We start from the raw sequence: 24215 nt of genomic DNA, 5'->3' as shown, positions 1-24215 counted from the left end.
CAAGATCGTCGTGTTCGCGTTGTACGACAAAGTGACGTTGCAAGATGTCGCCGCGCCGCTTGAAATATTCGCGCGGGCAAACGATTTCGGCGCTAGGTATCAGGTGATCCTGGCTTCGCTGACCGGCGAAGCCGTCAACACGACCTCTTTCGTCACGCTCAAAGTCGACGTCCCGCTGGCCGAGGTGCCGGACCGGATCGACACCTTGATCGTGCCGGGCGGGGTACCACCGGACTTCTACTTCACCCCCGGCGAGCACGACATCCCCGAAGAGCAGACGCCCGACGTCGTGGCGTCGGCCTTGGAGATGGTGGGCGAGCTGGCTCCGCGGGCGCGCCGGGTGGCCTCGGTCTGCACCGGCGCGTTCGTGCTCGCGGCCCTGGGCCTACTGGAAGGCCGCCGGGCGACCACCCATTGGGCGCATTGCCAGGAGTTGGCGCGCACCTACCCCGAGATCGAGGTGGTGCCGGATTCGTTGTTCGTTCAGGACGGCCCGTACATCACCGGAGCGGGAATCAGTGCGGGCGTCGACCTTGGTCTGGCCATGGTCGAAAGCGACTACGGCCCCGACGTGGCCCGGCGGGTGGCGCGGTGGATGGTGGTGTTCCTACAACGCCCCGGGGGCCAGGCCCAATTCAGCGTCTGGACCGAGGCGGCCTCGCCGGTGTCGCGCGGGCTTCGCGAGATCCTCGACTCGGTCGTGACGGATCCGGCGGCCGATCACTCGATCGCGTCGATGGCCGAACGCGCCGCCGTCAGCGAGCGGCACCTGGTTCGGATGTTCCGCGACCAGGTGGGGTTGACGCCGTCGCGGTTCGTCGAGCAGGCCCGATTGGAAGCCGCGAAAGTACTGCTGGCCACCGGCGATCACGGCCAAGAAACTGTCGCGCGGCGGGCCGGTTTTGGGTCGGCGGACACCATGCGGCGCACCTTCCGCCGCGCATTGGGCGTGTCACCGAGCTCCTACCGGAGCCGTTTTCGTACGACCGGAATCCATCGCTAGGCCGGTCATCCGCCCCTGCCTGGTGCCAAAGTGAAAATTGTATACAACACAGCAAGCGCGGATATATTTGCCTGCACGTCAACAGATGACTAAAGTCCCAGCCGGGTTGGGTACTACCTCGGCATATTAAGGACCGGATCGTGAAATCGAGCATCAACCCGTCACTGTCAGCAAAGATCTGTGCCATATGCATCGGAGGGCCGGTGATCGCCCTCGTGATCGGGGCCCCGGCCGCCCTGGCGGCGCCATCGACCGGAACCAGTGCCGCGCACAAGCAGGCATCGTCGGACAGCTCGAGCAGTAACGCCAAGCGGCACCCACGTGTGCACGCAGCCGCGGACCCACAGCCCAGACCCGACTTTGCCGTCTCATTCAACGGACGCACTGTCGTCCAGACCGGCAGTGCGACGGCGACGTCGGATCCCGGATTCAATTTGGCGGTGGCCGGCGCGGGCAGCAGCGCGCACGCCGGCGGCGGTCTCTTCAATTTCGCCGTGGCGGATCACAACAGCACGGCCGACGCGACCGGCGGAATCCTGAACTTCGCCAGCGCCGACTACGACAGCCAGGCAACCGCCCACGATGGGCTCTTCACCGTGGCCACCGCCCAAAATGGCAGTACCGCAACGATTACCGGCGGAAAGCTCAACATCGCCGATGCCAGCAACGGCAGCACGGCATCGGTGAGCGGCGGTGACCGGAATCAGGCGATCGCGGACGGCAGCGGCAGCGTGGCGTTCGCCGGCAACGGCAGCAACAACGAGGCGACCGCATACTGCGGCTCGCACGCCGATGCCAGTGGTGGCGACAACCTGTTCGTGACCACGCCGGCCGGCGGCTGCCAGTAAGGCTCGATCCCCCATCGGGCCTGTTTTCTCGCGGTTGATCGTGGGCATTAAAGGACTCATGAACAAGCTGGCCCGAGTTCGGCATGCCGAGCAGCGCATCGTCACAATCCAACGACGGGTCTGGCTCGCGCAGATATTGATGTGGCCCACCATCATCCTGGGTGCCGTCGTGTCGGTGGGTGTGGGTGTGTGGTTCCTTCAGCGCCGGTCGGGCGGTGGACGGCACGAGATGCCGGAAACTCCCGGAGCGCATGAGGCAGGCGTCGTCGATGCGGGGACCGGCGCAGTGTAGCGACGCCGATCGACTTACTCCGAGCTCAGCGGAATTCGACACCGCGTTCCACAACCGGTGTAGAACACCGCTTATGTCCGATGGCGATCTTCTCGAACTTCGGGTTCACGGTGTCAACAACACCCCTCCCGTGAGCATGCTCTACGCCATTCAGCAGGAATATGGCGATTCGCTGGTCGGGGTGTATCGCGAACGAGTCACTCCGGGGGTGTGCAAGGCCCTGTCGTGGGGTGGCCTCGCACGGCTGTCACCGTCGCCCCGGGTCCCGTTCGCGAAATGGGTAAGGGCTGTCGCGTCAGCCGCCTGGATCTTCGTGATCCCGTTCGGTCTCGCCAACGTCGCCTACTGGTCGCGCCGGCTGACGATGCCCGACGACAACGGTTCCGCGAAGGTGCATTTCACCGCAGCATTGAGCCGGGTGTTCTCCCTTGGGCTCACGCTGTTACTGGTCTCCTCGGTCTGCTCGGTCAGCCTGGATATGGCCGAGAACCGCATAGCGACCCTGATCGCGCTCCCGCACCCGCCCACATGGGTTTCGCTGTTGAAAGACCACACCGATGAGGGCGACAGACTGGCCATCCTGTCGCTGGCGCCCGTACTGGCGATTCTGCTGCTGTGGGTTCTCGCCACCGTGACGCGTGTTCGGTACGACAAGGGAGGCCAGCTTCCGCCACCGGCTGACGACAGGGTGAGTCACTGGAGATTCGGCACCCCGAGCTTCTGGGACAACGCGGACCTATCGGCCCACAACGCAACTGTCCATGCTGCTGCCGGCCTAGGGCTCAGCTTGATCTGGACCGGGCAATTCTGGCTCAACGAGCATCGCGCCCTGGGCACATGGGTGCTGTTCGTGTCCGTCCTGACTCTCTTGATCTCCGTAGTGCTGGCGATGACGGCACCGTTGGCCGAGGTCAACGGCATTGGCGTGCTGAGGAAATTGGCGCGGCGGCTGCTCGCAGTGGTCGCCATCGTGACGTTCGTGGTGCAGTTCGTCGCGCTGATCTGTTGGCATTCACCGACGGCCGAGTCGACGCGACCGGTGATGTTCTCGTTGGCGCCCGGCATCATCGTCTTCCTCCTTCTCGTCCTGGCGGTCTCAGCGCTGGGCTGGCGGCAAGGCCATCGCTGGGCGGCTCATACGATGGCGGTGGCCCTGATCGTGCTGGGTGCTATCGCTCTTCTAGTCGTGCTCTGGGGGCAGACACATCACGTCGACACCACCTGCATCGAGTTATCAGTCATCGGCGTGCTGGTGGTGGCGGCCGTGGCGCGGGTGGGCTGGCTGCGCTGGCATGGACGCACTCAACTCGCGCAGGCCTGGCATGGGTCAGCGCCGGGAGTCCTGATGATCCTCGCTCTTTTCTCTGCGGTGCTGCTGTCGACGGTGTTCGTCGCGGCGGCGGCGGCGCTGCTCAACGATGGGAAGATCAGCCTCAGTGATAGCGGGATCCGAACGCCGCCAGCCATTTATCTCAGCTTCGCCGTAACGCTGGGGCCGACAGCAATCGCCGTCACCTTCCTGGTCTTAGTGGTCGTGGTCGCAGTCCTGTGGCGCTGCCCGACGCCCGTGGAGCAGGATCTGGAACCCACCACCCGGCCGGGCGACCGTGAAATGGCTTGCCTTGCTGAGATTTCAGATTCCGCCCGGCGCCACCCGGGAATTTTCGGCTCGATCCGCTGCATCAGACGCAACTGCCTGTACTGCCGCCGCCGCCGCACTCGCAAGGTTGCGTCGGTAATCCACCGTGCCGAGCCCGTGGCCGGTTGGCTCGCCGTGATCGCCGCGACGGCGATGGCCAGCGGATTGCTCCTCGCGGTCCTGCAGTATCACGATGGTCCGTATCCGGAGCACAGCCTCCTCGACCGTCTGCAGCAGGCCGGCGTCATCGTGGCCGTACTCGCCGGCGTGTTCATCATCGGCCACGGCGTTTCCCACAGCCGGCCGCTCGGCATCGTGTGGGATCTCATCTGTTTCCTGCCGCGCGCCGCGCACCCCTTCGGGCCACCCTGCTACGCACAGCGCGCGATTCCCGAACTGCACACGTATTGTCGCGCATGGCTGGACAGTCCTCCGACCGACGAGAGTGGCACGAAGACAAGGCGTTTGATTCTGTCGGCGCACAGTCTGGGCGGTGTCCTCGCCGTCGCCGTCATCCTCTTGCTGTCAGACATGTATCGGGACCGGATCGCATTGTTGACCTATGGCTGCCAACTTCGTGCGTACTTCAGTCGACTGTTTCCAGAGTTGCTGGGGCCGCGCGTCCTCGGCGTGACGGCTTCCAGCCCTGCTCGGCTGCTGCGGTGCCCGACGTTTCAAGAACCCGCAACGGAACCGGGACCGGAACCGGACGCACTGCCGCGGTCTGTGCTTGCGACACTGACCAACGCCGACGGTGAACAGCGCTGGATCAACCTCTGGCGGCCCACCGACTACTTGGGCTTCCCGGTGTACTCGCGAAAGCCCGAGAACTCGGTCGATCGTCCCGCCGATGAGGTGACGGCAGAGCATGCCGCGGACGGCGAGATCGTCATTCAAGACAGCGACATCGACGTGCGTGCGCTGACGACGATTGATCTGACGAAGGCGCTGACATTCAAACCGGTCACCATCGTGCGGGTCGACACCCACAGTGACTACTTCCGTGCGGGCCAGTACCCCTCTGCCGCATACCATTTAGCACTCAGGCTAAGTGCTGCCGCAGCAAGGGAATAGCTTTCGCTACCAGATGCGGATCCAGTCGATCAACATCGCCGCCGGCCAGGTGCCCAGAGAGGGATCACCACCACCCGGTCCACCGACCGCGAGGGTGAACATCGGCGACAGCCAATAGCCGGGATTGTTGAACGGCCAGCGCAAGTCGGTGGGGTTGCCGTGCACCGGGATGGGCTTCGGCGGCACCGTGAAGTACGGCTTCGCGCCGTCGACGTAGTCGCGCCAGAACTTGAACCCGTCAGCGTCCCAACGCATCCGCCAGGTGTGCCAGCCGCCGTCGATCAGCCCGGCAATCGACTTGCTTTCCCACGTCTTGCCGTTCGATGCCGCATGGACGGTGGTGCCCGGGGCCCAGCTGCGGTTGCCGTAGTACTCGAAGATGTCGACCTCGCCGTCGGGCAGCGGGTCTTCGTTGACCGCCCAGTACGCGGGCCAGGCACCTGAGGTCAGGCAGTCGAGCTTGGCCCGCGCTTCCCAGGTGTGGCCCATGGGGACTCGCCAGTTTCCCCGCACCTTGCCGCTGAAGTACTGATCGTCCTCGTGGGTGGCGAGGAGCACGAGGTTGGAGTTTCCGTCGAGAAAGACGTTGCGCCGGTCGTCGCGGTACTGGCTCTCGACGGGTGGCCAGACGTCGTCCTGCCAGTTCTGAATCGACCAATTCGCGGGGTTGGGGGCCGACCCCGACGGTCCGTCGAAGTCGTCCTGGAACAGGTAGGGGGCCTCGGCGTGTGCACTGGGCAGCGGGAGTGCGGCAGCCAGCAGGCCCAGCCCCGACATCAGCATCATGCTTCGGCGGTCCAATTCGGGCACGGCTCGACCATAAAGCAGCGGCGGCGCTCGGGCGCGGATTTGATCAGTCGAAGATGTCCCCGTCCAGGTAGAACCAGCGGCGGGCTCGCAGAGCGAAGCGCGACCGCTCGCGTAACACCCCAGGTCGGAGGCCTTGCCGATACTGTGCCCGGAACTCGACTTCGCCGGTTTCGTCACCGGGCTGCCCGTCAACGGTGTCGAGGATTTCCAGCCCGATCCAGGTCAGTCCGTCGGGCGCAGTGAGCGAGTCGGGACGGGTGCGCGGATGCCAGGTCTGCCAGACGTAGTCGAGATCGCCGACGGCGTAGGCGCTGTAGCGGGACCGCATCAGCTGTTCGGCAGTGCCGGCCTGGCTCTCGCCGCGGTGCACCGGCAGGCAACAGCGGCCGAACGGTGCACCGGAGCCGCACGGGCACGCATCGGTCGGGCGCATGCACTCAGTGTGGCAATCGGTTAGGCGCCGACCAGCTCCGGGCGGAACTTGGCTGCCATCCGCCGCATCCCGTCGCGCCAGTCGACAGTGGTGCCCCCGACGAGCTCATGCATCTTGGTGACGTCCAACGGATTGCCGCGCAGCGCTTGATCGCTTTCCTCGAAGACCGGCTCCGCGCCGACGAGCGATCCCAGGAAGGTGCACCATTCTTGGATGCTGACGTATTGGTCGCCGCCCCAGTTGACGGTGGTGGCCGGAACTGACGCCACCTCAAGCAGTTTCGGGATCATCGTGATGATGTCGTCTTCGTGGATCGGGTTGTAGACGGCCGGTCCGCCGGGCGGGACCGGGACGGGCATGCCGCTGAGCATCATCTCCATCTGGAAATACGGCCAGCCGCCGTTGTCGCCGTAGGGAACGTTGAGGCGTGCGATCGTGGTCGGTACGCCGAGGGCGCGCGCCATGGTCGCGACGACGGTCTCACCGGCGATCTTGGTGATCGAGTAGGTCGGCAGCAGGCTCTTGTGGTTGTCGCCGTAGACCGTGCGTTCAGTTCGCGGCTCGTCGCCGGGCGGGTCGTAGACCGCGCCGGATGAACAGTGCAGGAACGCCTTTGCGCTGCGGCAGTGCGCCATGAGAAGACCTGCCGATTCCGCGTTGGCGGCGAGGTCCTTGTCCCACCGACCGCTCTTGGCCACCGCCAAGTTCAGGACGTAGTCGAAATCCGATGGCAGCCCGGTGAAGTCCCCGGCCGCCATGTTGACGGTTTCACACCGGACGCCGGCCTTCTCCAGGCTGTCTTTGACGGCCGAATCGGTGAATCGAGCGATCCCCCACACCTCGTTGTCCGGCGCCATGGCGATGGCGACAGGGGTGGCGACCTGGCCGCTCACCCCGGTGATCAGAATCTTGGATCCGCGCATCAGCTGATAATAGGCAGGCAAACGGCCGGGTGATCCAACTTCGCGCGGGCGCCCAGAACTGCCGTGAGCTACCGGGTCGGGTGCACCCGGATGTCCTTCACGGGAAAAGTCTGCCCGAACATTTCGGCGATCCCCTGACGTTGCAGCTAATTAGTTATAGTCTGCAACAAGTTGTCGGCGGCCAGGCGTGCGGCAACCAATCAAGCCGTGGTTACTAGTGGGGGAAGTGCCGTCATGCCGTCATCGAGTCATGCCCGAATCAGCCAGCCGTCCGAGGTGCGATTGCTTCCTGCCGAGTTCGGCGGGATGACGCCCCCGAGGCAGGCCCCCACGGGCAATGCGCGGTTTTTGACCTGGCTCGGCGCCTCGGCGGTTGCCCTCGGTGTCGGTGCGGCCATCGCTTCGCTCCCTGCCGTTGCGTCAGCCGATTCCAGCGGCTCGTCGGACGCCAAGGGATCGACCACGAACAGTTCCGCGGCCAGCGGTCCGGCGAAGTCGACGGGGCATGCGAGTACCGCCCGGCAGAAACCGCGATCAGCGGGTGCCAACGGACATGCGGCCCGTAATCCCAATGGCGCCAAGAACTCCGCGACCACAAAGAGCACGGCCAAGTCTGACCACAAGACGTCAGCCGTCACCGCCGCGGTCAACCAAGCGCCGTCCATCGCGCCGGTGAGCCCCGCGGCGGCAGTCACCACCGACGAGCCTTCGGTTCCCCGCGCCAACGCAACGGTCAGTAGCACGCCGCCGTCGGCGCGCGTGGTCCCCGCCGTCGGCATCGAGTCGATCCTGAGTGTCTTCTTCAGCAACGGCACGGCCGCGCACCCGAACGCCGGCTTGTTGATGGGCAACGGATTCTCCTATACGTCGGCCACCTGCGAGAGCGTGTGCAACGGCGGCCGCGCCGGCATTTTCGGTAACGGCGGAGCCGGCTACAACGGCGGAAACGGCGGTGCGGCCGGGCTATTCGGAGACGGCGGTAAGGGCGGCGCAGCCGTGGCCACCGACGGCGACGGCTCCGGCGGCGACGGCGGACGCGGCGGCCTGATCATGGGCAACGGTGGTGCCGGAGGCAACGGCACTCAAACCCAAGGTGGCGCGACCGGCGGCAACGGCGGCTCGGCCGGCTTCTTCGGAAGGGGCGGCAATGGCGGCAACGCCGGAGTAGCACTGGGAACCCAAGGGCCCGTGGGCGGCAACGGGGGCAACGGTGGCGTGCTCTGGGGCAACGGCGGCAACGGCGGCGACGGCGGCAACGCCATCGAGTACGGCGGCAAGGCCGGCAAGGGCGGTGACGGAGGCGACACCGGACTGTTCTCGATGGGAGGTGTCGGCGGCAACGGCGGCAACGGCGGCAAGGCCGGCTACGGCGGTGACGGTGGCGACGGCGGAGACAGCGGCCGGTTCTCGCTGTACTCGATCGGCGGCAACGGCGGGGCCGGTGGCGACAGTCCGCAACAGGGCCACGAAGACGACTACGGCGGCAACGGCGGTGAAGGAGGCCGCGGTGGCCTCTGGACGGGCAACGGGGGCGCCGGCGGAGCGGGCGGTTTCGGCGGGGGCGACGGCGGCGACGGGGGCGATGTCGGAGCTCTATCGGTGTTCGGCCGCGGCGGCAACGGCGGCGCCGGCGGCGTCGGGCAGGAAGGACGGCCCGGCGACAACGGAACCGCCGACGCACCCAATGGATTGGAAGGTTTCGCGGGCGCCGAGGGCGGTAGCGGCGGCAACGGCGGCAACGGCAGCCTGGTTTTCGGTATCGGCGGAAACGGCGGCAGCGGTGGCAAGGGCGGCTGGGGCGGTGTCGGCGGACGTGGCTTCAATTACTGGGCGAAGGCGTACAACGTCACCACCGGAAATGGTTACGACGGCGGTAATGGCGGTGCCGGCGGAGATGGTGGCCCCGGTGGTGCCCTCGGAGGCCAAGCCGGCAGAGGCGCCTACCTCTTCGCAATGCCGTCCAACGGAATTTCCGGCTCGAGTGGCGTCGGCGGGCAGGGCGGTCGGGGCGGAGCCGGTGGAGCCGGTGGCGCCACCAACGACCAGAACGCGATCGGCGGTCGCGGCGGCGACGGCGGCGTCGGCGGAATCGGCGGAGTCGGTGGTGCGAGCGCCGACGGCGGGTATGGCGGCTGGGGTGGAGACGGCGGCAGAGCCGGATGGAGCTTCGGCCTCGGCGGCCAAGGCGGCAAGGGCGGAGACGGCGGCAAGGGTGGCCAAGGCGGCGACGGATCGAACCAGAGTGTCGCGGGCGACGGCGGCACGGGTGGCCGGGCCGGAGCCGGTGGCCAAGGCGGTCAGGGCGTTTATGGCAACGGTGGCGCCGGCGGAGACGGTGGCAATGGCGGCGACGGCGGCGACGGCGGAACCGGCGGTCCTCGCCCGAGTACCGGTGGCGGCGGTGGCAACTACGGCAACTACGGCACCGGCGGGATAAGCACCAACGCCACGCCGGGTGACAATGGCTCCTACGGCAACACGGGCAACCCTGGGGGGCCCGGATCGGCCATCACACTGGCGGCCGCATCGGTAGTGACCGACAGCCCGTCTACTACAAGCACTCCGACGGCTAACGCTCGGAAAGCGTCCTCCGTCAACGTGATTGCGGCGCTGCAGTCGATGTGGAGCGGGTTCACACAGGCACTGTCGTACACCTTCTTCAATCAGTCACCGACCGTCGCGCCGAACGTGTGGGGCCAGTGGGGCACCAACAAGGTGATCACCATTGAGCTCAACGCCAAGAGCAACAATGGCTTCCCGGTGACGTATTCGGTGAAGACACAGCCGAAGTACGGTTCGCTGTCCGTGGATGAGGCAACTGGAAACTACGTCTACACGCCCAACCCCGACATGGTGGCCCCGGGCATCAGCGACAGTTTCACCATTACGGTCAACAACGGCAGCCGTGCTCAGTTGCCGGGGTTTGCGGGCTTCGTTCAAGGTGTGCTGCACTCTGTCGCCGTGACGATGGGGATCGCCAAGCCCGACACCATCGACCGGACGATCAACGTGACCGTCACGGGTACCGGCGTGTACGGCGGTGACGTGACCGAGTTGGCGCAACTGCACCGCCAGCAGAGCTTCTGGAACTGCTTGTTGATGTCGTCGGCGATGGCGGCCGCACAGGTCACCGGGACCCAAACCGTCGACGAGATCACGGTTGTCAACTGGGCCAAGGAGCTCGACAGCGTCGTCATCCCCGGCCGGAAGATGTTCCTCAGTGAGCTGATCGAAATGGGCGCGTGGCCGAAAGACGCCGTCGTCCTGATGCAGGATCATTACCCGGTTACGGCAGTCAACACTGTGTACGGGACCTACGACGCGAACGGCAAGCGGATTTCCGCCGCGACACCCGCGGACGGGCAACGCGCACTCAACGACATGGATGCCGCTCTGGCGCAAGGTAAGGCGGTAACGGTCGGTATCAACAACAACGCGTTGTATTCGTCGCTCCCCGGCTGGAAGGCGTCCAGCGCCAACCCGAACTTCACCGACTACAACCACCAAATACAGGTGCTCAAGGTGGATGTGACGAACGGAAAGGTGTGGGTCAACGACAGCGCACTGGATACGGGCGGCCGCGAGTTCTCCTTGAGCGCGCTGATGAAGGCATGGCAGGTCTCCGATTATGACCTGACAGTCGTGTCGGCGATCCCTCAGTCCGAGACGGCCGTTTGAGCGGGCGGAACTCAGCGTGGCCGGCCAATCCGGTCACGAGTCCGCTTTGCCATTCGGTCGTCTGCCGGTGGAATTCCGATCACCAGCGGTTTTGACGACCTCGTGACGGGTATCTGAACACAACCTGAACGGACCCATTAAGTTATCTGGATCGAGCTTTGCGGCTCGTACGAGCAGACCGAGTCACGGCCCCATCGACGAGGCCAACGTTCACGTCGGATCGGAGCCATGAGTTGAACGCCCGCATTTGTCTCGTAATCTCGGCAACGTTGCTTGCCGCGACACTCCTGTTCGCGCCCAGTGCCTCCGCTGAACGGATCCCTGGAGCCGAAGACGCCATCGCCAAGGCCGAAAGTGCGCTCGGGTCAGACATGTTCGGCCCCTACGGGTGCGAGGCTTTCGTGGCCTATGCCTTTGACGTGCCGCAGGCGAAGTACGGCTGGGATGGTGCCGCCGAAACGATGTACCAAACCCTGCTGCAGCAGGGTGAGATACACACCGATATGGATGCTCCGCGGGGAGCGCTCGTCTTCAGCAAGAGCCCCTACGGCGCTCACATCGACATTGCCCGCGGTGATGGGACGTACATCTCGGGCGGCGTTCAAGGACTCAAGCGCGGGTACGGCGATGGCCACAACATCCAGATTCTGCCGAGTCCTCATGTGGGGTCCGGCTGGATGTACCGGGGCTGGAGTCTGGGCTACCCCCAATAATCTCTTCTCTCCGCTGCGGTAGCCGCCCCGTCGCGCCTCACTTCTCGGCGGTCCCGCCCACCACGGCGTGGATGCGTCCGCGCGGATACGGCAGCTCGATGCCGTTTTCGTCGTAGGCCTGCAGGATCTCCCGCCGAAGGCGGCGCTGCACCGACCATTGCGCGCCCGGCCGGGTTTTCAACGTCATCCGCAGCCTCAGCAGGTCCGGGGCAAGTTCTTGGACACCGAGCATCTCGGGCTCGCCGAGCACCTTTCCGCCCACTGTCGGATCCGCGATAGCCTGTGCGGCCGCCTCCAGCGCCACCCGCTCCGCCTGCTCGACGTCGGCGGTCAACGCGACCGGCACCTCGATACGGGCGACCGCATATTCCTGGCTCATGTTGCCGACCCGGGAGATCTCCCCATTACGGACGTACCACAGCGTGCCGTCGATGTCGCGGACGGTGGTGATGCGCAGACCGACGCTTTCGACCTCGCCGCTCATCTCGCCGAGGTCGACGACGTCACCCACGCCGTATTGGTCTTCGAGCAGCATGAACACGCCACTGACGAAGTCGCGCACCAGGTTCTGGGCACCGAATCCGATCGCGAGGCCGATCACGCCGGCCGAGGCGATGAACGGCGCGAGATTCACCCCCACCACGTTGAGAGCTGCCAGCACCAGCCAGGACAGCAGAATTATCGACACGGTGGATTTCAGGACCGACCCGATCGTGTGAGCACGCTGCTGGCGTCGAGTGCTGGCTTGATCGTTGATCGTCGTCACCGGGACGCCATGCCGAAAGCGGCGTAGCAAGGTCGGCTTGGCGTCCTGGGGGCGCTCCTCGACGCTGCTCTTGCCGCTCCGGCCGGTAGTGGCACGGTCGATCATCCGGTGCAGCAGATATCGGACGATCAGAACGACGATCAGGTACACCGCCAGGCGGATCGGCACCTCCACGAGCCAGTGCCGGGTGGTGTCCGTCCATTCCAAGGCCAAGTTGCGTGCATCCATGTTCACGACGTTACGTACCCGGAAAGCCGGATAGGTTCACCTCCCGCGGGCCCGGACACCGATTCAGTCGGGGGCTGCAGGCCGATCCGGTCGGGTCCATTCATTGCGCGCCGCTGGTGGCGGGCCGTCTTCTCCTACGCTGGGTGCAGTGTCATCGCGAAGCAGGCAGCACGACGCGTGGTCGCGCGTGTCGGAGGCCGCGGCCTCCGCGCGCTGGACCCTGCGGCGTCGCGGTCACGCGGTATTTGTCCACCTGCCCCGGCCGTTGCAGCAGACCTGCCGGCTGATCGGCCGTACCGGCCGCGGGACACTCGAGGACCGGGTCCCGGGGTTGGCGGCCGAGGCGGCGTTCTTCACGTTGATCTCGCTGCCGGCGTTGCTGTTGGCGGTCGTGGGTTCACTCGGATTCGTCGCAGCCGCCCTCGGTCCGGAGGGCCGGGACAGTTTCCGCCAACTCGTACTCGGAATCCCCAGGTCGTTCCTGTCGGATCCCAGCTATGCCACCTACAAGCAGCTGGTGGACACCGTGCTGACCGAAACGCGCGGAGGTGTCGTGTCCATTGCCCTCCTGCTGAGCGTCTGGACCGGTTCACGGGCGGTGAACCGCTACCTCGAGACGATCACGATCGCCTATGACCTCGAACCGCGACCCGGCTGGCGGCGGCGCCTGCTGGCTTTGGGACTCACCATCGGCCTGCTGCTGGGTGCGGGGGCAGTGTTGCCGCCCATGGTGTTTGGTCCGCGGATCGTGAAGTGGGTGGCGCCGGATTCCGTCGAGGAGACCACGCTTCGCACACTTCACCTGTTCTTCTGGCCATCGGTCGTCGCGGTCTTGATCGTCGGCTTGGCGACGATGTACCACGTCGGGGCCCCGTGGCGGACACCCTGGCGCCGGGACCTGCCCGGCGCGTTACTCGCCATGGCGATCTGGTTGCTGGCGTCTGCCGGGCTACGGACGTACCTCTCGTTGAGCGTTCGGCACGACGCCGTCTTCGGCCAACTCGCGGTGCCCATTGCTGTTGTCCTGTGGCTCTACATCACCGCTTTCGCAGTGCTTCTGGGCGCGGAGTTCAACGCCGCGATCGAGAGGATGTGGCCGCACGTGGATCATCCGTGGCGGTTGCGGACTCTGCGCAGAAAGCTCGAGCGCGGCGCACCGGCGGGAGCGGAACACGGCCGCTGATGTCGCGCGGCCGGCAACATCGACAGGTCGGCCGCACCGCATCGCCTCATGTCCCGGCGAATTCCTTGTGCCACAAGGTACGTGGCAGTCCGAATCGGCATGAGGTTGCGCGCCGCGTTTAGCTGACGCATCAGCGGGTAGACCGCGTCGAATCAGCGGGCGCCACCGGCCCGATCACGTGGGTGGTGGCGGCCTACGCCGGATCAACTCGAAAGGAGCGCACTGTGCCGATGACCAAGAAGAACGGCAAGCCGAAGAAGAGTGAACTGCCAAGCACCCTGCAGAAGTCGGGCAAGAAGGCCCAGCGCACCTTCGCCAAAGCACACGACGCGGCCGCCAAGGAATACAGCGACGCCGAGCGCGCTTACCGAGTCGCCTACAGCGCGCTGGAGAACAAGTTCGAGAAGGTGGGCGACCACTGGGAGAAGAAGGCCAAGAACACCAAGGGCGACAGCGTTGCGGGGGTCGATGCCAATGCGACCAAAAAGCACTTGACCGAGATCGCGCGCAAGCTCGACATTCCGCGTCGCTCGACGATGAACAAGAGCGATCTGGTCGCTGCGATCAGGAAGACCAACCGTCGCGAAGCTGCGCACAGTCGCTAGTGACGCCGATGGCGCCAGCCGACCCCTCCTTGGGCCAGCTGGCGCCATCGGATCGAAACTACTTGCCGGCCTTCGCGTTCCTGCCGGACTTGCCCGACGAACTCTTCTTGCCGCTCCCGGCCTTCGAGTCGTGACTGCCGGCGGACGAGGATCCGGCCTTGGTGCCGCTGGACGAATCCGAGCCACCGGCACTGGAAGCCGCCGCCGTCACGGCAGGGGTTGCCTTGGCGCTGGCCTTGGTGGAACCGGTTCCGCCAGTGGCGGATTCGGCCGCATCGGCTTCGGTCGCGGTGTCGGCAGCCGCGCTGTCCGACGCGGCCTTGGTGGCACTCCTGGCCGCCGACGCCGTGCCGGTTGCCGCCGGGGCGGCGGTCGACAGGGTTACCGTCTTGGCGGCAGCCGGCGCCTTGGCCGCGGCACTGATGGCCGCGGTGGCCGGCGGGGTGGCTCCGATGGCTTCGGCGATGACGTCGCGCAGCTGAAGCAGGCTGGCGATCGGTCCACTGCCCAGGAAGCCGAAGTCGGAGCTGTAGGGCGTCAGAAGGCCCGGAGCGGGCAGCAATCCGAGGACGGTGCCCGACCCGTTCAGAAAGCCCCCGACCAGATTCGCGGGGAGGTTCACCAGAGCGTTGATGACGGCACCCGGGTCGGAGGCGGCGGCACCGTCATAGACATCCTGCATCGTCTGCACGGCGGCGTTGATCGTCGACACCAGCGGGAAGGTCATCGGCAGGACTACCTGAAACACGGTGTTGGGCAGTGTGGCGAAGGCCTTGGCGAAGTTGTTCACCGTGTTCACCAGAGGGACGGTCGAATCGGAGACGACCGTAACGAGGTTCAGCGCGAGCGGGATCACGACGGTGTTGTTGATGGTGTCGAACGCGCCCACGATGTCACCGCTTTGGAGCTGGCCGCGAGCGGTCTCCAGTGCACCGGGGACGCCTTGGAAGATCAGCTTGAGGTTCGCCGCGTCATTGGTATACGCCGTTTGCAAGGCCTTCAGGCTGGCGAGCTGGTTTTCGACGATCTGCTTGAGGATCGGGGCAGGATCGGCGGCGAACTGCTGGCCAAGTTCGCCGAGGTTTGCTGCGGACTTCTGGAAAACCTGCACCCAGTTCTCGATCGGGTTGATCGCGGCGCTGAGCTCGACGCTGACCGACGACACCGACCGCTGCAGTGCCAGAGCGTCAGGCATCGGCGGCGTCAGCGGCGACATCGCGATGACACTCGCTCCCACCAGCGCAACACCAGCGGTGGCGTATGGACGAACAGCAGCGTTCATGACTCTCCTTCGAAGAAATTAACCCCCTAAGCGCCAAAACGTAGCGCACCTTACTCATCAGTAAGTAGAGGTTCTGGAAACTTTCTTGCGCGTCGAAAGGACCCCAGATAGCTGCGCCACATTTCAATGTGCGCGGTCAACACCGCTGTTCACGCCACTTCTGGCGGCTCCGCGAGGTTGCCCCTCGGTGAACGAAGGAGGGCCGGCAGCTACCATTTTCGTTGGCCTAACTTACCTGAGGGTAAGATAAACAGTTTGCTGAACCTGTCTTCTAAGTTACCTTTCAGTACCATAACCAGGCTTATATAAATTTCGCGGCGTTTGCACGCGCCGGTCGACGCCCAGGGGCCCGCCGCGACAGCGACGAGCGCGGACCGGGATCGCAGCAGGACCGCGGACCCCGCCGAGACCGACCACCGCCCACAGCCGAAATGAATTCATTTCGGGGTTTGCTGAGCGGTGACAAATTTTTCGCGAAACCCGCGTTTCACGCCGGGGCACTGCCGGCCTACCCGATCCCCCGAAGGTGTGCGCTGCGCGCCTGGCAACGGTCACGCCTCATCGCCGGCGACACTCGCCGTGGGCGTTCTCGAACGCCGTAACATGCGCCCATGAAGATCCTTTTCGACGACGCCGATATGGACGCGCAGTTGAGCCGGACTCTGACCGCAATCGCGGCCGAGGCCTGCGATCTCGGTGAAGCGTTCGCTACCGCCGCTCGGGTCATCGAAGGCGACTACGACTCCTGGTACTCGCAGTGGTCTGCCACCGCCAACACCGCCCAGGCCCTCGCCGACCAGGCCGCCGAGGGCGGTCATGCCGTGACCGCTCGTAAGGCCTACCTTCGCGCGTCGGAGTATTGGCGTCAGGCGTTCTTCTTCCTCCGGCACGACATCACCGATGAGCGACTACAGCACGCGTGGCGCCAGCATCGGCTCACGTTCCGCTCGGCTCTGCCCTATCTTGAATTCCCCTCTGTCACAACGGAGATCCCCTTCAACGGCGCGACGATGTCCGGGTATCTGTTCCGGGCGAGCAGCGACGGAATCCCACGGCCGACTGTGATCGCCCCGTGCGGATATGACTCGACGGCAGAGGCCGGCTACTGCGCGACCGGCTACATGGCGCTGGCCCGGGGCTACAACTTCTTCGTCTTCGAAGGTCCGGGCCAGGGCGGGATGCTGTACGAGCACCGGGTGGCGATGCGACCCGACTTCGAGGTGCCCTTCGCCGCCGCGTTCGCCTGGCTGATCGACCAGCCGGGCGTCGACCCGAATCGGGTGGCCATCATCGGCCGGTCGTTCGGCGGTTACCTGGGACCACGTGCGGCCGCCTTCGAACCGCGCATCGCGGCGCTGATCGCCGACCCGGGCCAGTTCGACTTCGCCAGCCGAATCGCCAAGATGGTCGGCACAACCGAGCAACTGCAGAAAATCATCGACGCGGATCCCGACGTGGATGCGCAACTCGAGGAGCTGTGCCACGGAGCGCGCAACACCGAGTGGTACGGGTCGCGCATGGCCACGCTGGGAGCCGCCACCGTCGGCGACTGGATCCGGCGGCAGCTCACCTACGAGCTCGGCGGATGTGTGGGCTCGATCGCCTGCCCCACGCTGATCACCGAGGGTGAGGGCGACTTCGCTGCACAGGGCGAAGCCCTGTACAACCACCTCCAGCCGTCGATCCGCAAGGAGCTCAAGCGGTTCAGTGCGGCCGAAGGCGCCGGCGGCCACTGCGAGGGGCTGGGAGCAACCTTGTTCGAGGGCTATGCCTTCGACTGGCTGGACGACGTCCTGGGCAGGCGCTGAGACTTGCCACGGGACGAGTAGCACGTCCGCGGTGCCCCCAGTGAGACTCGAACTCACACTTGGCGGATTTTAAGTCCGCTGCCTCTGCCAATTGGGCTATGGGGGCGGCACCGGGCGATCGGCGCGGCATTGACGTTAGCGCGTGCGACCTCGAGGTTCGGCAACCACAGTCCGACGAGAGCTCGCGTCGCCCCCAGGTCGCGAGCCCAGAACTCCACCAATCACCAGCTCGCCCTTACTGAAGTCATTGGTAACTCACAGCTTTGACCTAATCCTGAGCCTGGATTCACAGCGAACTGCGCTACGTTGAAAGGGCGACAGGGCGTAGCTCTTCTCGCGGAAAGGCCCGGCGGCCCCCCCGACAGCCGGGCTTTTTCCGTTTCACGGCCAATTGCGTCTGACGACGGCACGACGCCCCGGGGGAAGGGCTCCCGGGGTGTCGTGGGCTTGTGATCAGGCGGCGACAGCCTCCTTCTGCGGCGCCGACGCATGGTCGTTGTCGAGCATGCTCAGCTCATCGAACGGGTCGCGGCCGGACAGCACACCGTTGACCTTGGCCATGTCCACCGTCTTGGTCCACGAGCCGACCAGCAGGGTGGCCACCGCGTTGCCGGAGAAGTTGGTCACCGCGCGCGCCTCGGACATGAACCGGTCGATCCCGACGATCAGCCCGACCCCGTCGAGCAGCTCCGGCCGGTGCGCTTGCAGACCGCCGGCCAGCGTCGCCAGCCCGGCCCCGCTCACCCCGGCCGCCCCCTTCGACGCCACGATCATGAACACCAGCAGACCGATCTGCTCCCCCACCGACAGCGGGTCACCGAGCGCATCGGCGATGAACAGCGATGCCATCGTCAGGTAGATCGCCGTGCCGTCGAGGTTGAACGAATATCCGGTCGGCACAACCACACCCACGGTGCTCTGCTGCACGCCCAGGTGCTCCATCTTGGCGATCAGCCGCGGCAACGCCGACTCCGACGACGAGGTCGCAAAGATCAGCAGGTACTCCCGCGCCAGGTAGCGCACCAGTTTGAAGATCGAAACACCCGACACCATCCGCAGCATCGTCCCCAGAACACCGAAGACGAAGACCACGCACGTCAGGTAGAAGCCCAACATCAGCACCAGCAGGTTGGTCACCGCGCTCCACCCGGTCTGGCCGACCACGTTCGCCATCGCGCCGAACGCGCCAATCGGCGCAAGCCACAACACCATTGACAGGACTTTGAACACCAGCCGCTGCAGATGCTCGATCCCGCGCAGAATCGGCTCACCCTTGGTGCCCATCGCCTGGATCGCGAACCCGACCAGCAGTGCCACGAACAACCCTTGCAGCACATTGCCGTCGGTGAGCGAGGAGAACAGCGACGTCGGGATGATGTGCTGGATGAAGTCCATCAAACCGCCTGACTCATGCGCCTTTTCGGCCAACTCGGCGCCCTTGGCAGCGGTCGAGCCCGACAGCTTGAGGCTGCTGCCCGGGTGCAGCAGGTTGCCCACCAGCAGGCCGATGCCCAACGCGATCGTCGACATCACCAGGAAGTAGCCGAAAGCCAGCCCGCCGACCTTGCCGACGGTGGCCGCCTTTCGGACCGAGCCGATACCCAGCACGATCGTGCAGAAGATCACCGGGACGATCATCATCTTGATCAGGCTGACGAACATCGTCCCGAGAACGCCCACCTCCTTGCCGACCGACGGAGCCGCCAGGCCGACGGCGACGCCGGCGACCACCGCGAAGATGACAGCCAGGTACAGCCAGTGGGTGCGATCCCGGCGCTTGGGTGGCGCGGGCTTGTCGTCGCCGCCTTGGCGATCCACAACCGTGGTCATGAGCGGTTTCCTTCCAGTACTGACAGCGTTGGGTCTGCAAGGATGGTTAATCAGCACGTGACGCAGGTCACGCTTTAGTTCATTACGTTCAGGCGGAGGTGAGCAGTGGCCGTACTGCCGCGCTCACTGGCGGGTCAGGCGTTCGCGCTGCAAGCCGCGGTGATCATGCTGGTGGTGGCGGCCGGCAGCGCGTTTGCCGTGTTCGACGCCAAACGCCACGGCGACGAGGCCGCCCGCCAGCAGGTGACGGCGATCGCCGTCGCCCTGGCCGACGCGCCATCCACCGCGGAAGCAATCGAAAGTGGCAACGCCGCACCCGTTCTGCAGCCGGTCACCGAGGCCGTCCGCAAGAGCACCGGCATCGCCTTCATCACGATCATGGCGCCCGACCGCACCCGGTTCACCCACACCAACCCCGAGCAGATCGGCCAGAAGTACATCGGGACCATCGAGCCCGCGCTGCGCGGCCAGACCTACACCGAGGTCTACACCGGCACGCTCGGCCCGTCGGTGCGCACCATCGCGCCGGTCCGCAGTGCGGGCGGACAGATCATCGGGCTGGTCGCCGCCGGCATCACGCTCGAAAGCCTGTCCGCGCGCTGGCATTCGCAATGGCTGATGATCGTCGCTGTCGCGGCCGGCGCACTGGCCCTGTCCTTTGTCGGCATCTGGGCGATCCGCCGGCGTGTCCTGCACCAGACCCACGGCTTGGCACCCGACGAGCTGCGGGTGATGTACGACCACCACGATGCCATCCTGCACTCGGTCTCCGAAGGTCTGATCGTGTTGGACCGCAACGGCGTCGCGCTGGCCAACGACGAAGCCCGACGGCTGCTGGCCCTGCCGGCCGGGCCCATCACACGCGCCGATCTGCCAGAGTTCCTGCGCGGCAACGATCCCGGCGTGCGCGACGAGGTTCGGCTCACCGACGACCGCGTGCTGGTGGTCAACCGCTCTGCGGTCAGCGCGTCGGACTCCGAAGTGGTGACCATCCGCGATCGCACCGAATTACAAGGCGCGCTGGGCGAATTGAGTTCGCTGCAGGGTTTCACCGATTCGCTGCGCGCCCAAGCCCACGAGTCGGCCAACAAACTGCACACCGTCATCACGCTGGTGGAGATGGGCCGTCCCGACGAGGCGGTCAAGTTCGCCACCCAGGAATTGGCGCTGTCCCAGCAGCTCGTCGACCGGGTGTCCGATGCCGTCAGCGAACCCGCACTGGTGGCGCTGCTGCTCGGCAAGACCGCAGAGGCCGACGAGCGCGGCATCGAGCTGACCATCACCGAGGAAACCCACCTGCCCGCCGAGGCGCTGCTGAGCCCGCAGGAGATGGTCACCGTGCTGGGCAATCTGATCGACAACGCGATGGATGCCTGCGACCGCGACGACCCGTGGGTCGAGGTGACCGTCAACCAGAGCGACGAGCGGCTGCAGATCCAGGTCGCCGACAGTGGCGCGGGCATGGACCCCGACACCTTCGCGCGTGCCAGAGAGCGCGGCTACTCGACCAAGTCCGACGGCGGCGCCGGACACCACGGCCTCGGGCTCGCCTTGGTGGCGCAGATCGTCAACCGGCACGGCGGCACCCTGAGCGCCGACGTCACCTACGGCTCGGTGGTGACGGTGACCATCCGATGATCGCCGTGCTGATCGTTGAGGACGAACCACTCATCGCCGAAGCGCACAACGCGTATCTGTCTCGGCTGCAAGGCTTTACGGTTGTCGGCATAGCCAACACCGCACGCGATGCGATGCGCATCGCCGCCGAAGCCGAGTCCCCGGTCGACCTGGTGTTGCTCGATCTCGGCCTGCCCGACGCCAGCGGGATCGCGCTGGCCTCGGCGCTGTCCGGTCTTCGCCCCGCGCCGGACATCATCGCGATCACCTCCGAACGCGATCTGGAGATGGTGCGCGCCGCCGTCGCCCATGGCGCGCTGGCCTATCTGCTCAAGCCGTTCACGTTCGCGGCGTTCCGCGATCGCCTCGAGCGCTACCGCCGCTACCGCGAGGCACTGCCTGCGGGCACCGAGGCGGCCAGCCAGGCCGAGGTGGACCGTGCGCTCGCCGAGCTTCGCAGCACCGACAAGTCGGTGGCCCCCAAAGGCGCCGCACCGGGGACCACCGACGAGATCGCCCGCGCGGTCCGCGACCGCGCCGACGGACTGACCGCCGACGAGGCCGCCAAACTGGTCGGCGTCTCCCGGGTGACGGCCTGGCGCTACCTGGAACGGCTGGCCGACGACGGCACCGTCACCCGCCTGACCGAATACGGCAAGACGGGCCGGCCCAGCACTCGCTATCAGTGGCGTTGACGCGTCATCGAGCGCGCCGGCCCCTTGCGGAGGAGGTCAACGCATTACTAGGATGTCCTAGTATTCAGCGGCAAGGTCAGCCAAGGGGCAGTCATGAGCACAACCATTCAGCACTTCATCGACGGCAAGCGCAGCAACCTCAGCAGCACGCGCACCGCGGACGTCTTCAACCCCAGCACCGGTGAGGTGCAGGCCCAGGTACTGCTGGCGTCGGCCGCCGACGTCGACACTGCTGTCGCCTCCGCGGTCGAAGCCCAGAAGGAATGGGCCGCCTGGAATCCACAGCGCCGCGCCCGCGTCCTGATGAAGTTCATCGAGCTGGTCAACGCCAACACCGAGGAACTCGCCGAGCTGCTGTCCATCGAGCACGGCAAGACCGTCCCCGATTCCAAGGGCGACATCCAACGCGGCATCGAGGTCATCGAGTTCGCCATCGGCATCCCGCACCTGCTCAAGGGTGAGTTCACCGAAGGCGCCGGCGGCGGCATCGACGTGTACTCGATCCGCCAGCCGCTCGGCGTCGTCGCCGGCATCACGCCGTTCAACTTCCCGGCGATGATCCCGCTGTGGAAGGCCGGCCCCGCCCTGGCATGCGGTAACGCGTTCATCCTCAAGCCCTCCGAGCGCGACCCCTCCGTTCCCGTCCGCCTTGCCGAGCTGTTCCTCGAAGCCGGCCTGCCCGCCGGTGTCTTCCAGGTGGTGCAGGGCGACAAGGAAGCCGTCGACGCGATCCTGCACCACCCCGACATCAAGGCGGTCGGCTTCGTCGGCAGCTCCGACATCGCGCAGTACATCTACTCCACCGCGGCGGCCAACGGTAAGCGCTCCCAGTGCTTCGGCGGCGCCAAGAATCACATGATCGTCATGCCCGACGCCGACCTGGACCAGGCCGTCGACGCCCTGATCGGCGCCGGTTACGGCAGTGCCGGGGAGCGCTGCATGGCCATCAGCGTCGCGGTGCCCGTCGGCGAAGAAACAGCAAACCGGTTGCGCGGCAGGCTCGTCGAGCGGATCAACGAGCTGCGCGTCGGGCACAGCCTGGACCCCAAGGCCGACTACGGCCCACTGGTCACCGCCGCCGCCCTCACGCGGGTCCGCGACTACATCGACGCTGGGGTGGCCGCCGGAGCCGAGATCGTGGTCGACGGTCGCGACAAGGCCAGTGACGAGTTGACGTTCGACGACAACAGCCTCGAAGGCGGGTTCTTCATCGGACCCACCCTTTTCGACCACGTCACCACCGACATGTCGATCTACACCGATGAGATCTTCGGGCCGGTGCTGTGCATCGTCAGAGCCCACGACTACGAAGAGGCGCTGCGGCTGCCGACCGAACACGAGTACGGCAACGGCGTGGCGATCTTCACCCGCGACGGTGACGCCGCCCGCGACTTCGTGTCCCGGGTTCAGGTCGGCATGGTCGGTGTGAACGTGCCGATCCCGGTTCCGGTGTCCTACCACACCTTCGGTGGCTGGAAGCGTTCCGGCTTCGGAGATCTCAACCAGCACGGACCGCACTCGATCCTCTTCTACACCAAGACCAAGACCGTCACCGAGCGGTGGCCGTCGGGCATCAAGGACGGCGCCGAGTTCGTCATCCCGACGATGAACTAGAGGGGTGATGAGCTTCTTCGCCCTCGACGATGACGATCGCGTGATCGCCGAAACGGCGGCCGCGTTCGCGATCAAACGTCTTGCGCCGCATGCCCTGGACTGGGATCACTCCAAGGAGCTCCCGGTGGACGTCCTGCGTGAGGCTGCCGAATTGGGGATGGCCGCCATCTACTGCGCCGAGGACGTCGGCGGCAGCGGGCTGCGACGCCTGGACGCGGTGCGGATCTTCGAGCAGCTCTCCACCGCCGACCCCGCGCTGGCGGCGTTCCTGTCGATCCACAATATGTGCGCGTGGATGGTCGACACCTACGGCACCGACGAGCAGCGCAAGTCCTGGATCCCGCGGCTGGCATCGATGGAAGCCATCGCCAGCTACTGCCTCACCGAGCCCGGTGCGGGCTCCGACGCCTCGGCCTTGCGCACCAAGGCGGTTCGCGACGGTGACGCCTACGTGCTCGACGGGGTCAAGCAGTTCATCTCCGGGGCCGGCACCTCCGACATGTACGTCGTGATGGCCCGCACCGGGGCCGACGGCCCGCGTGGCATTTCGGCGTTCATCGTCGAAAAGGACACCCCCGGACTCAGTTTCGGCGCCCAGGAAGAGAAGATGGGCTGGAACGTGCAGCCCACCGCGCAGGTGATCCTCGACGGTGTGCGGGTACCGGCATCGGCGATGCTCGGCGGACCCGAAGGTGAGGGCACCGGCTTCGGCATCGCGATGAACGGCCTCAACGGCGGCCGTCTCAATATCGCGGCGTGCTCACTGGGCGGCGCCCAGACCGCCTATGAGAAAGCCGCAAGCTATCTGGCCGATCGCCAGGCCTTCGGCGGGGCGCTGCTCGACGAGCCCACCATTCGGTTCACGCTGGCCGACATGGCGACCGCGCTGGAAACCTCGCGGCTGATGCTGTGGCGCGCGGCTGTCGCCCTGGACAACGACGAACCGGACAAGGTCGCGCTGTGCGCAATGGCCAAACGGTATGTCACCGACGCCTGCTTCGAGGTGGCCGACCAGGCGTTGCAGCTGCACGGCGGCTACGGCTACCTGCGCGAGTACGGGATCGAGAAGATCGTTCGCGATCTGCGGGTGCACCGAATCCTGGAGGGCACCAACGAAATCATGCGCGTGGTCATCGGGCGAGCAGAAGCCGCCCGGGCACGCGTAACGGCATGA

Annotated in this window: 20 protein-coding genes and 1 tRNA gene; 13 read left to right on the top strand and 8 right to left on the bottom strand. The window is 65.9% G+C overall.

The annotated features are described in order from the left end of the window. Positions 1–4: 4 nt before the first annotated feature. The 4 genes from AB4879_RS22830 to AB4879_RS22815 all read left to right on the top strand — a co-directional run bounded on the left by AB4879_RS22830 (position 5) and on the right by AB4879_RS22815 (position 4856). Positions 5–1003, top strand: a complete 999-nt coding sequence (locus AB4879_RS22830) for a GlxA family transcriptional regulator (RefSeq protein WP_102808923.1) — start codon at positions 5–7, stop codon at positions 1001–1003. Positions 1004–1443: 440 nt separating this feature from the next. Continuing rightward, complete coding sequence (locus tag AB4879_RS22825) at positions 1444–1851, top strand: hypothetical protein (RefSeq protein WP_370509386.1); 408 nt, start codon at positions 1444–1446, stop codon at positions 1849–1851. Between the two features lie 58 nt (positions 1852–1909). Beyond that, complete coding sequence (locus AB4879_RS22820; protein ID WP_370509385.1) at positions 1910–2143, top strand: hypothetical protein; 234 nt, start codon at positions 1910–1912, stop codon at positions 2141–2143. A gap of 73 nt (positions 2144–2216) precedes the next feature. Then, entirely contained in the window at positions 2217–4856 is a 2640-nt protein-coding gene (locus tag AB4879_RS22815; protein ID WP_370509384.1) for a hypothetical protein, read from the top strand. A gap of 6 nt (positions 4857–4862) precedes the next feature. Here the strand turns inward: AB4879_RS22815 and AB4879_RS22810 are convergent, their stop codons facing one another. The 4 genes from AB4879_RS22810 to AB4879_RS22795 form a co-directional block, all read right to left on the bottom strand. After that, entirely contained in the window at positions 4863–5657 is a 795-nt protein-coding gene (locus AB4879_RS22810) for a family 16 glycosylhydrolase (RefSeq protein WP_370509553.1), read from the bottom strand. Positions 5658–5709: 52 nt separating this feature from the next. After that, on the bottom strand, positions 5710–6099 hold the full coding sequence (locus tag AB4879_RS22805; protein ID WP_370509383.1) for a YchJ family protein: 390 nt from the start codon (positions 6097–6099) through the stop codon (positions 5710–5712). A gap of 20 nt (positions 6100–6119) precedes the next feature. Beyond that, positions 6120–7022: an NAD-dependent epimerase/dehydratase family protein gene (locus tag AB4879_RS22800; RefSeq protein ID WP_370509382.1), complete on the bottom strand. Its 903-nt coding sequence runs from the start codon at positions 7020–7022 to the stop codon at positions 6120–6122. A gap of 248 nt (positions 7023–7270) precedes the next feature. Continuing rightward, entirely contained in the window at positions 7271–7801 is a 531-nt protein-coding gene (locus AB4879_RS22795; protein ID WP_370509381.1) for a hypothetical protein, read from the bottom strand. On the opposite strand from AB4879_RS22795, the gene AB4879_RS22790 reads away from it, so the two are divergent. Together AB4879_RS22790 and AB4879_RS22785 are read left to right on the top strand one after the other, a co-directional pair. Continuing rightward, on the top strand, positions 7782–10700 hold the full coding sequence (locus AB4879_RS22790; protein WP_370509380.1) for an Ig-like domain-containing protein: 2919 nt from the start codon (positions 7782–7784) through the stop codon (positions 10698–10700). The genes AB4879_RS22795 and AB4879_RS22790 overlap by 20 nt on opposite strands. Positions 10701–10969: 269 nt before the next feature. Further along, complete coding sequence (locus tag AB4879_RS22785; protein WP_233209434.1) at positions 10970–11413, top strand: hypothetical protein; 444 nt, start codon at positions 10970–10972, stop codon at positions 11411–11413. Between the two features lie 37 nt (positions 11414–11450). Here AB4879_RS22785 and AB4879_RS22780 read toward each other — a convergent pair whose 3' ends face one another. Further along, a complete protein-coding gene (locus tag AB4879_RS22780) occupies positions 11451–12407 on the bottom strand; it encodes a mechanosensitive ion channel family protein (protein ID WP_102808926.1) in 957 nt (318 codons plus the stop codon). Positions 12408–12555: 148 nt separating this feature from the next. Here AB4879_RS22780 and AB4879_RS22775 point away from each other — a divergent pair, with 148 nt between their 5' ends. Then, on the top strand, positions 12556–13590 hold the full coding sequence (locus AB4879_RS22775) for a YihY/virulence factor BrkB family protein (protein WP_370509379.1): 1035 nt from the start codon (positions 12556–12558) through the stop codon (positions 13588–13590). Positions 13591–13814: 224 nt separating this feature from the next. Next, on the top strand, positions 13815–14195 hold the full coding sequence (locus AB4879_RS22770) for a ChaB family protein (RefSeq protein ID WP_370509378.1): 381 nt from the start codon (positions 13815–13817) through the stop codon (positions 14193–14195). Positions 14196–14253: 58 nt separating this feature from the next. On the opposite strand, the gene AB4879_RS22765 is transcribed toward AB4879_RS22770, so the two are convergent. Beyond that, positions 14254–15477: a hypothetical protein gene (locus AB4879_RS22765; protein WP_370509377.1), complete on the bottom strand. Its 1224-nt coding sequence runs from the start codon at positions 15475–15477 to the stop codon at positions 14254–14256. A gap of 611 nt (positions 15478–16088) precedes the next feature. Here AB4879_RS22765 and AB4879_RS22760 point away from each other — a divergent pair. Beyond that, positions 16089–17285, top strand: a complete 1197-nt coding sequence (locus AB4879_RS22760; protein ID WP_370509376.1) for an alpha/beta hydrolase family protein — start codon at positions 16089–16091, stop codon at positions 17283–17285. A 32-nt stretch (positions 17286–17317) separates the two neighbouring features. Here AB4879_RS22760 and AB4879_RS22755 read toward each other — a convergent pair. After that, a tRNA-Leu gene (locus AB4879_RS22755) sits at positions 17318–17391 on the bottom strand. A gap of 347 nt (positions 17392–17738) precedes the next feature. Further along, positions 17739–19115, bottom strand: coding sequence for a cation:dicarboxylate symporter family transporter (locus AB4879_RS22750; protein WP_370509375.1), 1377 nt, complete (start codon positions 19113–19115; stop codon positions 17739–17741). A gap of 165 nt (positions 19116–19280) precedes the next feature. Between AB4879_RS22750 and AB4879_RS22745 the strand changes: the two genes are divergently transcribed. The 4 genes from AB4879_RS22745 (at position 19281) to AB4879_RS22730 (ending at position 24215) form a co-directional block, all read left to right on the top strand. Further along, positions 19281–20753, top strand: coding sequence for an ATP-binding protein (locus tag AB4879_RS22745; RefSeq protein ID WP_370509552.1), 1473 nt, complete (start codon positions 19281–19283; stop codon positions 20751–20753). After that, positions 20750–21427, top strand: a complete 678-nt coding sequence (locus AB4879_RS22740; RefSeq protein WP_370509374.1) for a response regulator — start codon at positions 20750–20752, stop codon at positions 21425–21427. The genes AB4879_RS22745 and AB4879_RS22740 overlap by 4 nt, the downstream gene beginning before the upstream one ends. A 93-nt stretch (positions 21428–21520) precedes the next feature. After that, positions 21521–23041, top strand: a complete 1521-nt coding sequence (locus AB4879_RS22735; protein WP_370509373.1) for a CoA-acylating methylmalonate-semialdehyde dehydrogenase — start codon at positions 21521–21523, stop codon at positions 23039–23041. Between the two features lie 7 nt (positions 23042–23048). Further along, a complete protein-coding gene (locus AB4879_RS22730; protein ID WP_370509372.1) occupies positions 23049–24215 on the top strand; it encodes an acyl-CoA dehydrogenase family protein in 1167 nt (388 codons plus the stop codon).

It is taken from the genome of Mycobacterium sp. SA01, from assembly GCF_041287105.1.
In the GTDB taxonomy this organism is placed as follows: domain Bacteria; phylum Actinomycetota; class Actinomycetes; order Mycobacteriales; family Mycobacteriaceae; genus Mycobacterium.
The sequence above is the reverse complement of the archived record's forward strand: the minus strand, read 5'-3'. Positions and strand labels throughout refer to the sequence as shown.

Excerpts from the sequence above, each read along its gene's own strand:
- AB4879_RS22820 (WP_370509385.1), top strand. The coding sequence starts at position 1,910 with ATGAACAAGCTGGCCCGAGTTCGGCATGCCGAGCAGCGCATCGTCACA.
- AB4879_RS22815 (WP_370509384.1), top strand. The coding sequence starts at position 2,217 with ATGTCCGATGGCGATCTTCTCGAACTTCGGGTTCACGGTGTCAACAAC.
- AB4879_RS22805 (WP_370509383.1), bottom strand. The coding sequence starts at position 6,099 with ATGCGCCCGACCGATGCGTGCCCGTGCGGCTCCGGTGCACCGTTCGGC.
- AB4879_RS22800 (WP_370509382.1), bottom strand. The coding sequence starts at position 7,022 with ATGCGCGGATCCAAGATTCTGATCACCGGGGTGAGCGGCCAGGTCGCC.
- AB4879_RS22795 (WP_370509381.1), bottom strand. The coding sequence starts at position 7,801 with ATGCCGACGGCGGGGACCACGCGCGCCGACGGCGGCGTGCTACTGACC.
- AB4879_RS22780 (WP_102808926.1), bottom strand. The coding sequence starts at position 12,407 with ATGGATGCACGCAACTTGGCCTTGGAATGGACGGACACCACCCGGCAC.
- AB4879_RS22765 (WP_370509377.1), bottom strand. The coding sequence starts at position 15,477 with ATGAACGCTGCTGTTCGTCCATACGCCACCGCTGGTGTTGCGCTGGTG.
- AB4879_RS22760 (WP_370509376.1), top strand. The coding sequence starts at position 16,089 with ATGAAGATCCTTTTCGACGACGCCGATATGGACGCGCAGTTGAGCCGG.
- AB4879_RS22750 (WP_370509375.1), bottom strand. The coding sequence starts at position 19,115 with ATGACCACGGTTGTGGATCGCCAAGGCGGCGACGACAAGCCCGCGCCA.
- AB4879_RS22745 (WP_370509552.1), top strand. The coding sequence starts at position 19,281 with ATGCTGGTGGTGGCGGCCGGCAGCGCGTTTGCCGTGTTCGACGCCAAA.
- AB4879_RS22740 (WP_370509374.1), top strand. The coding sequence starts at position 20,750 with ATGATCGCCGTGCTGATCGTTGAGGACGAACCACTCATCGCCGAAGCG.
- AB4879_RS22735 (WP_370509373.1), top strand. The coding sequence starts at position 21,521 with ATGAGCACAACCATTCAGCACTTCATCGACGGCAAGCGCAGCAACCTC.
- AB4879_RS22730 (WP_370509372.1), top strand. The coding sequence starts at position 23,049 with ATGAGCTTCTTCGCCCTCGACGATGACGATCGCGTGATCGCCGAAACG.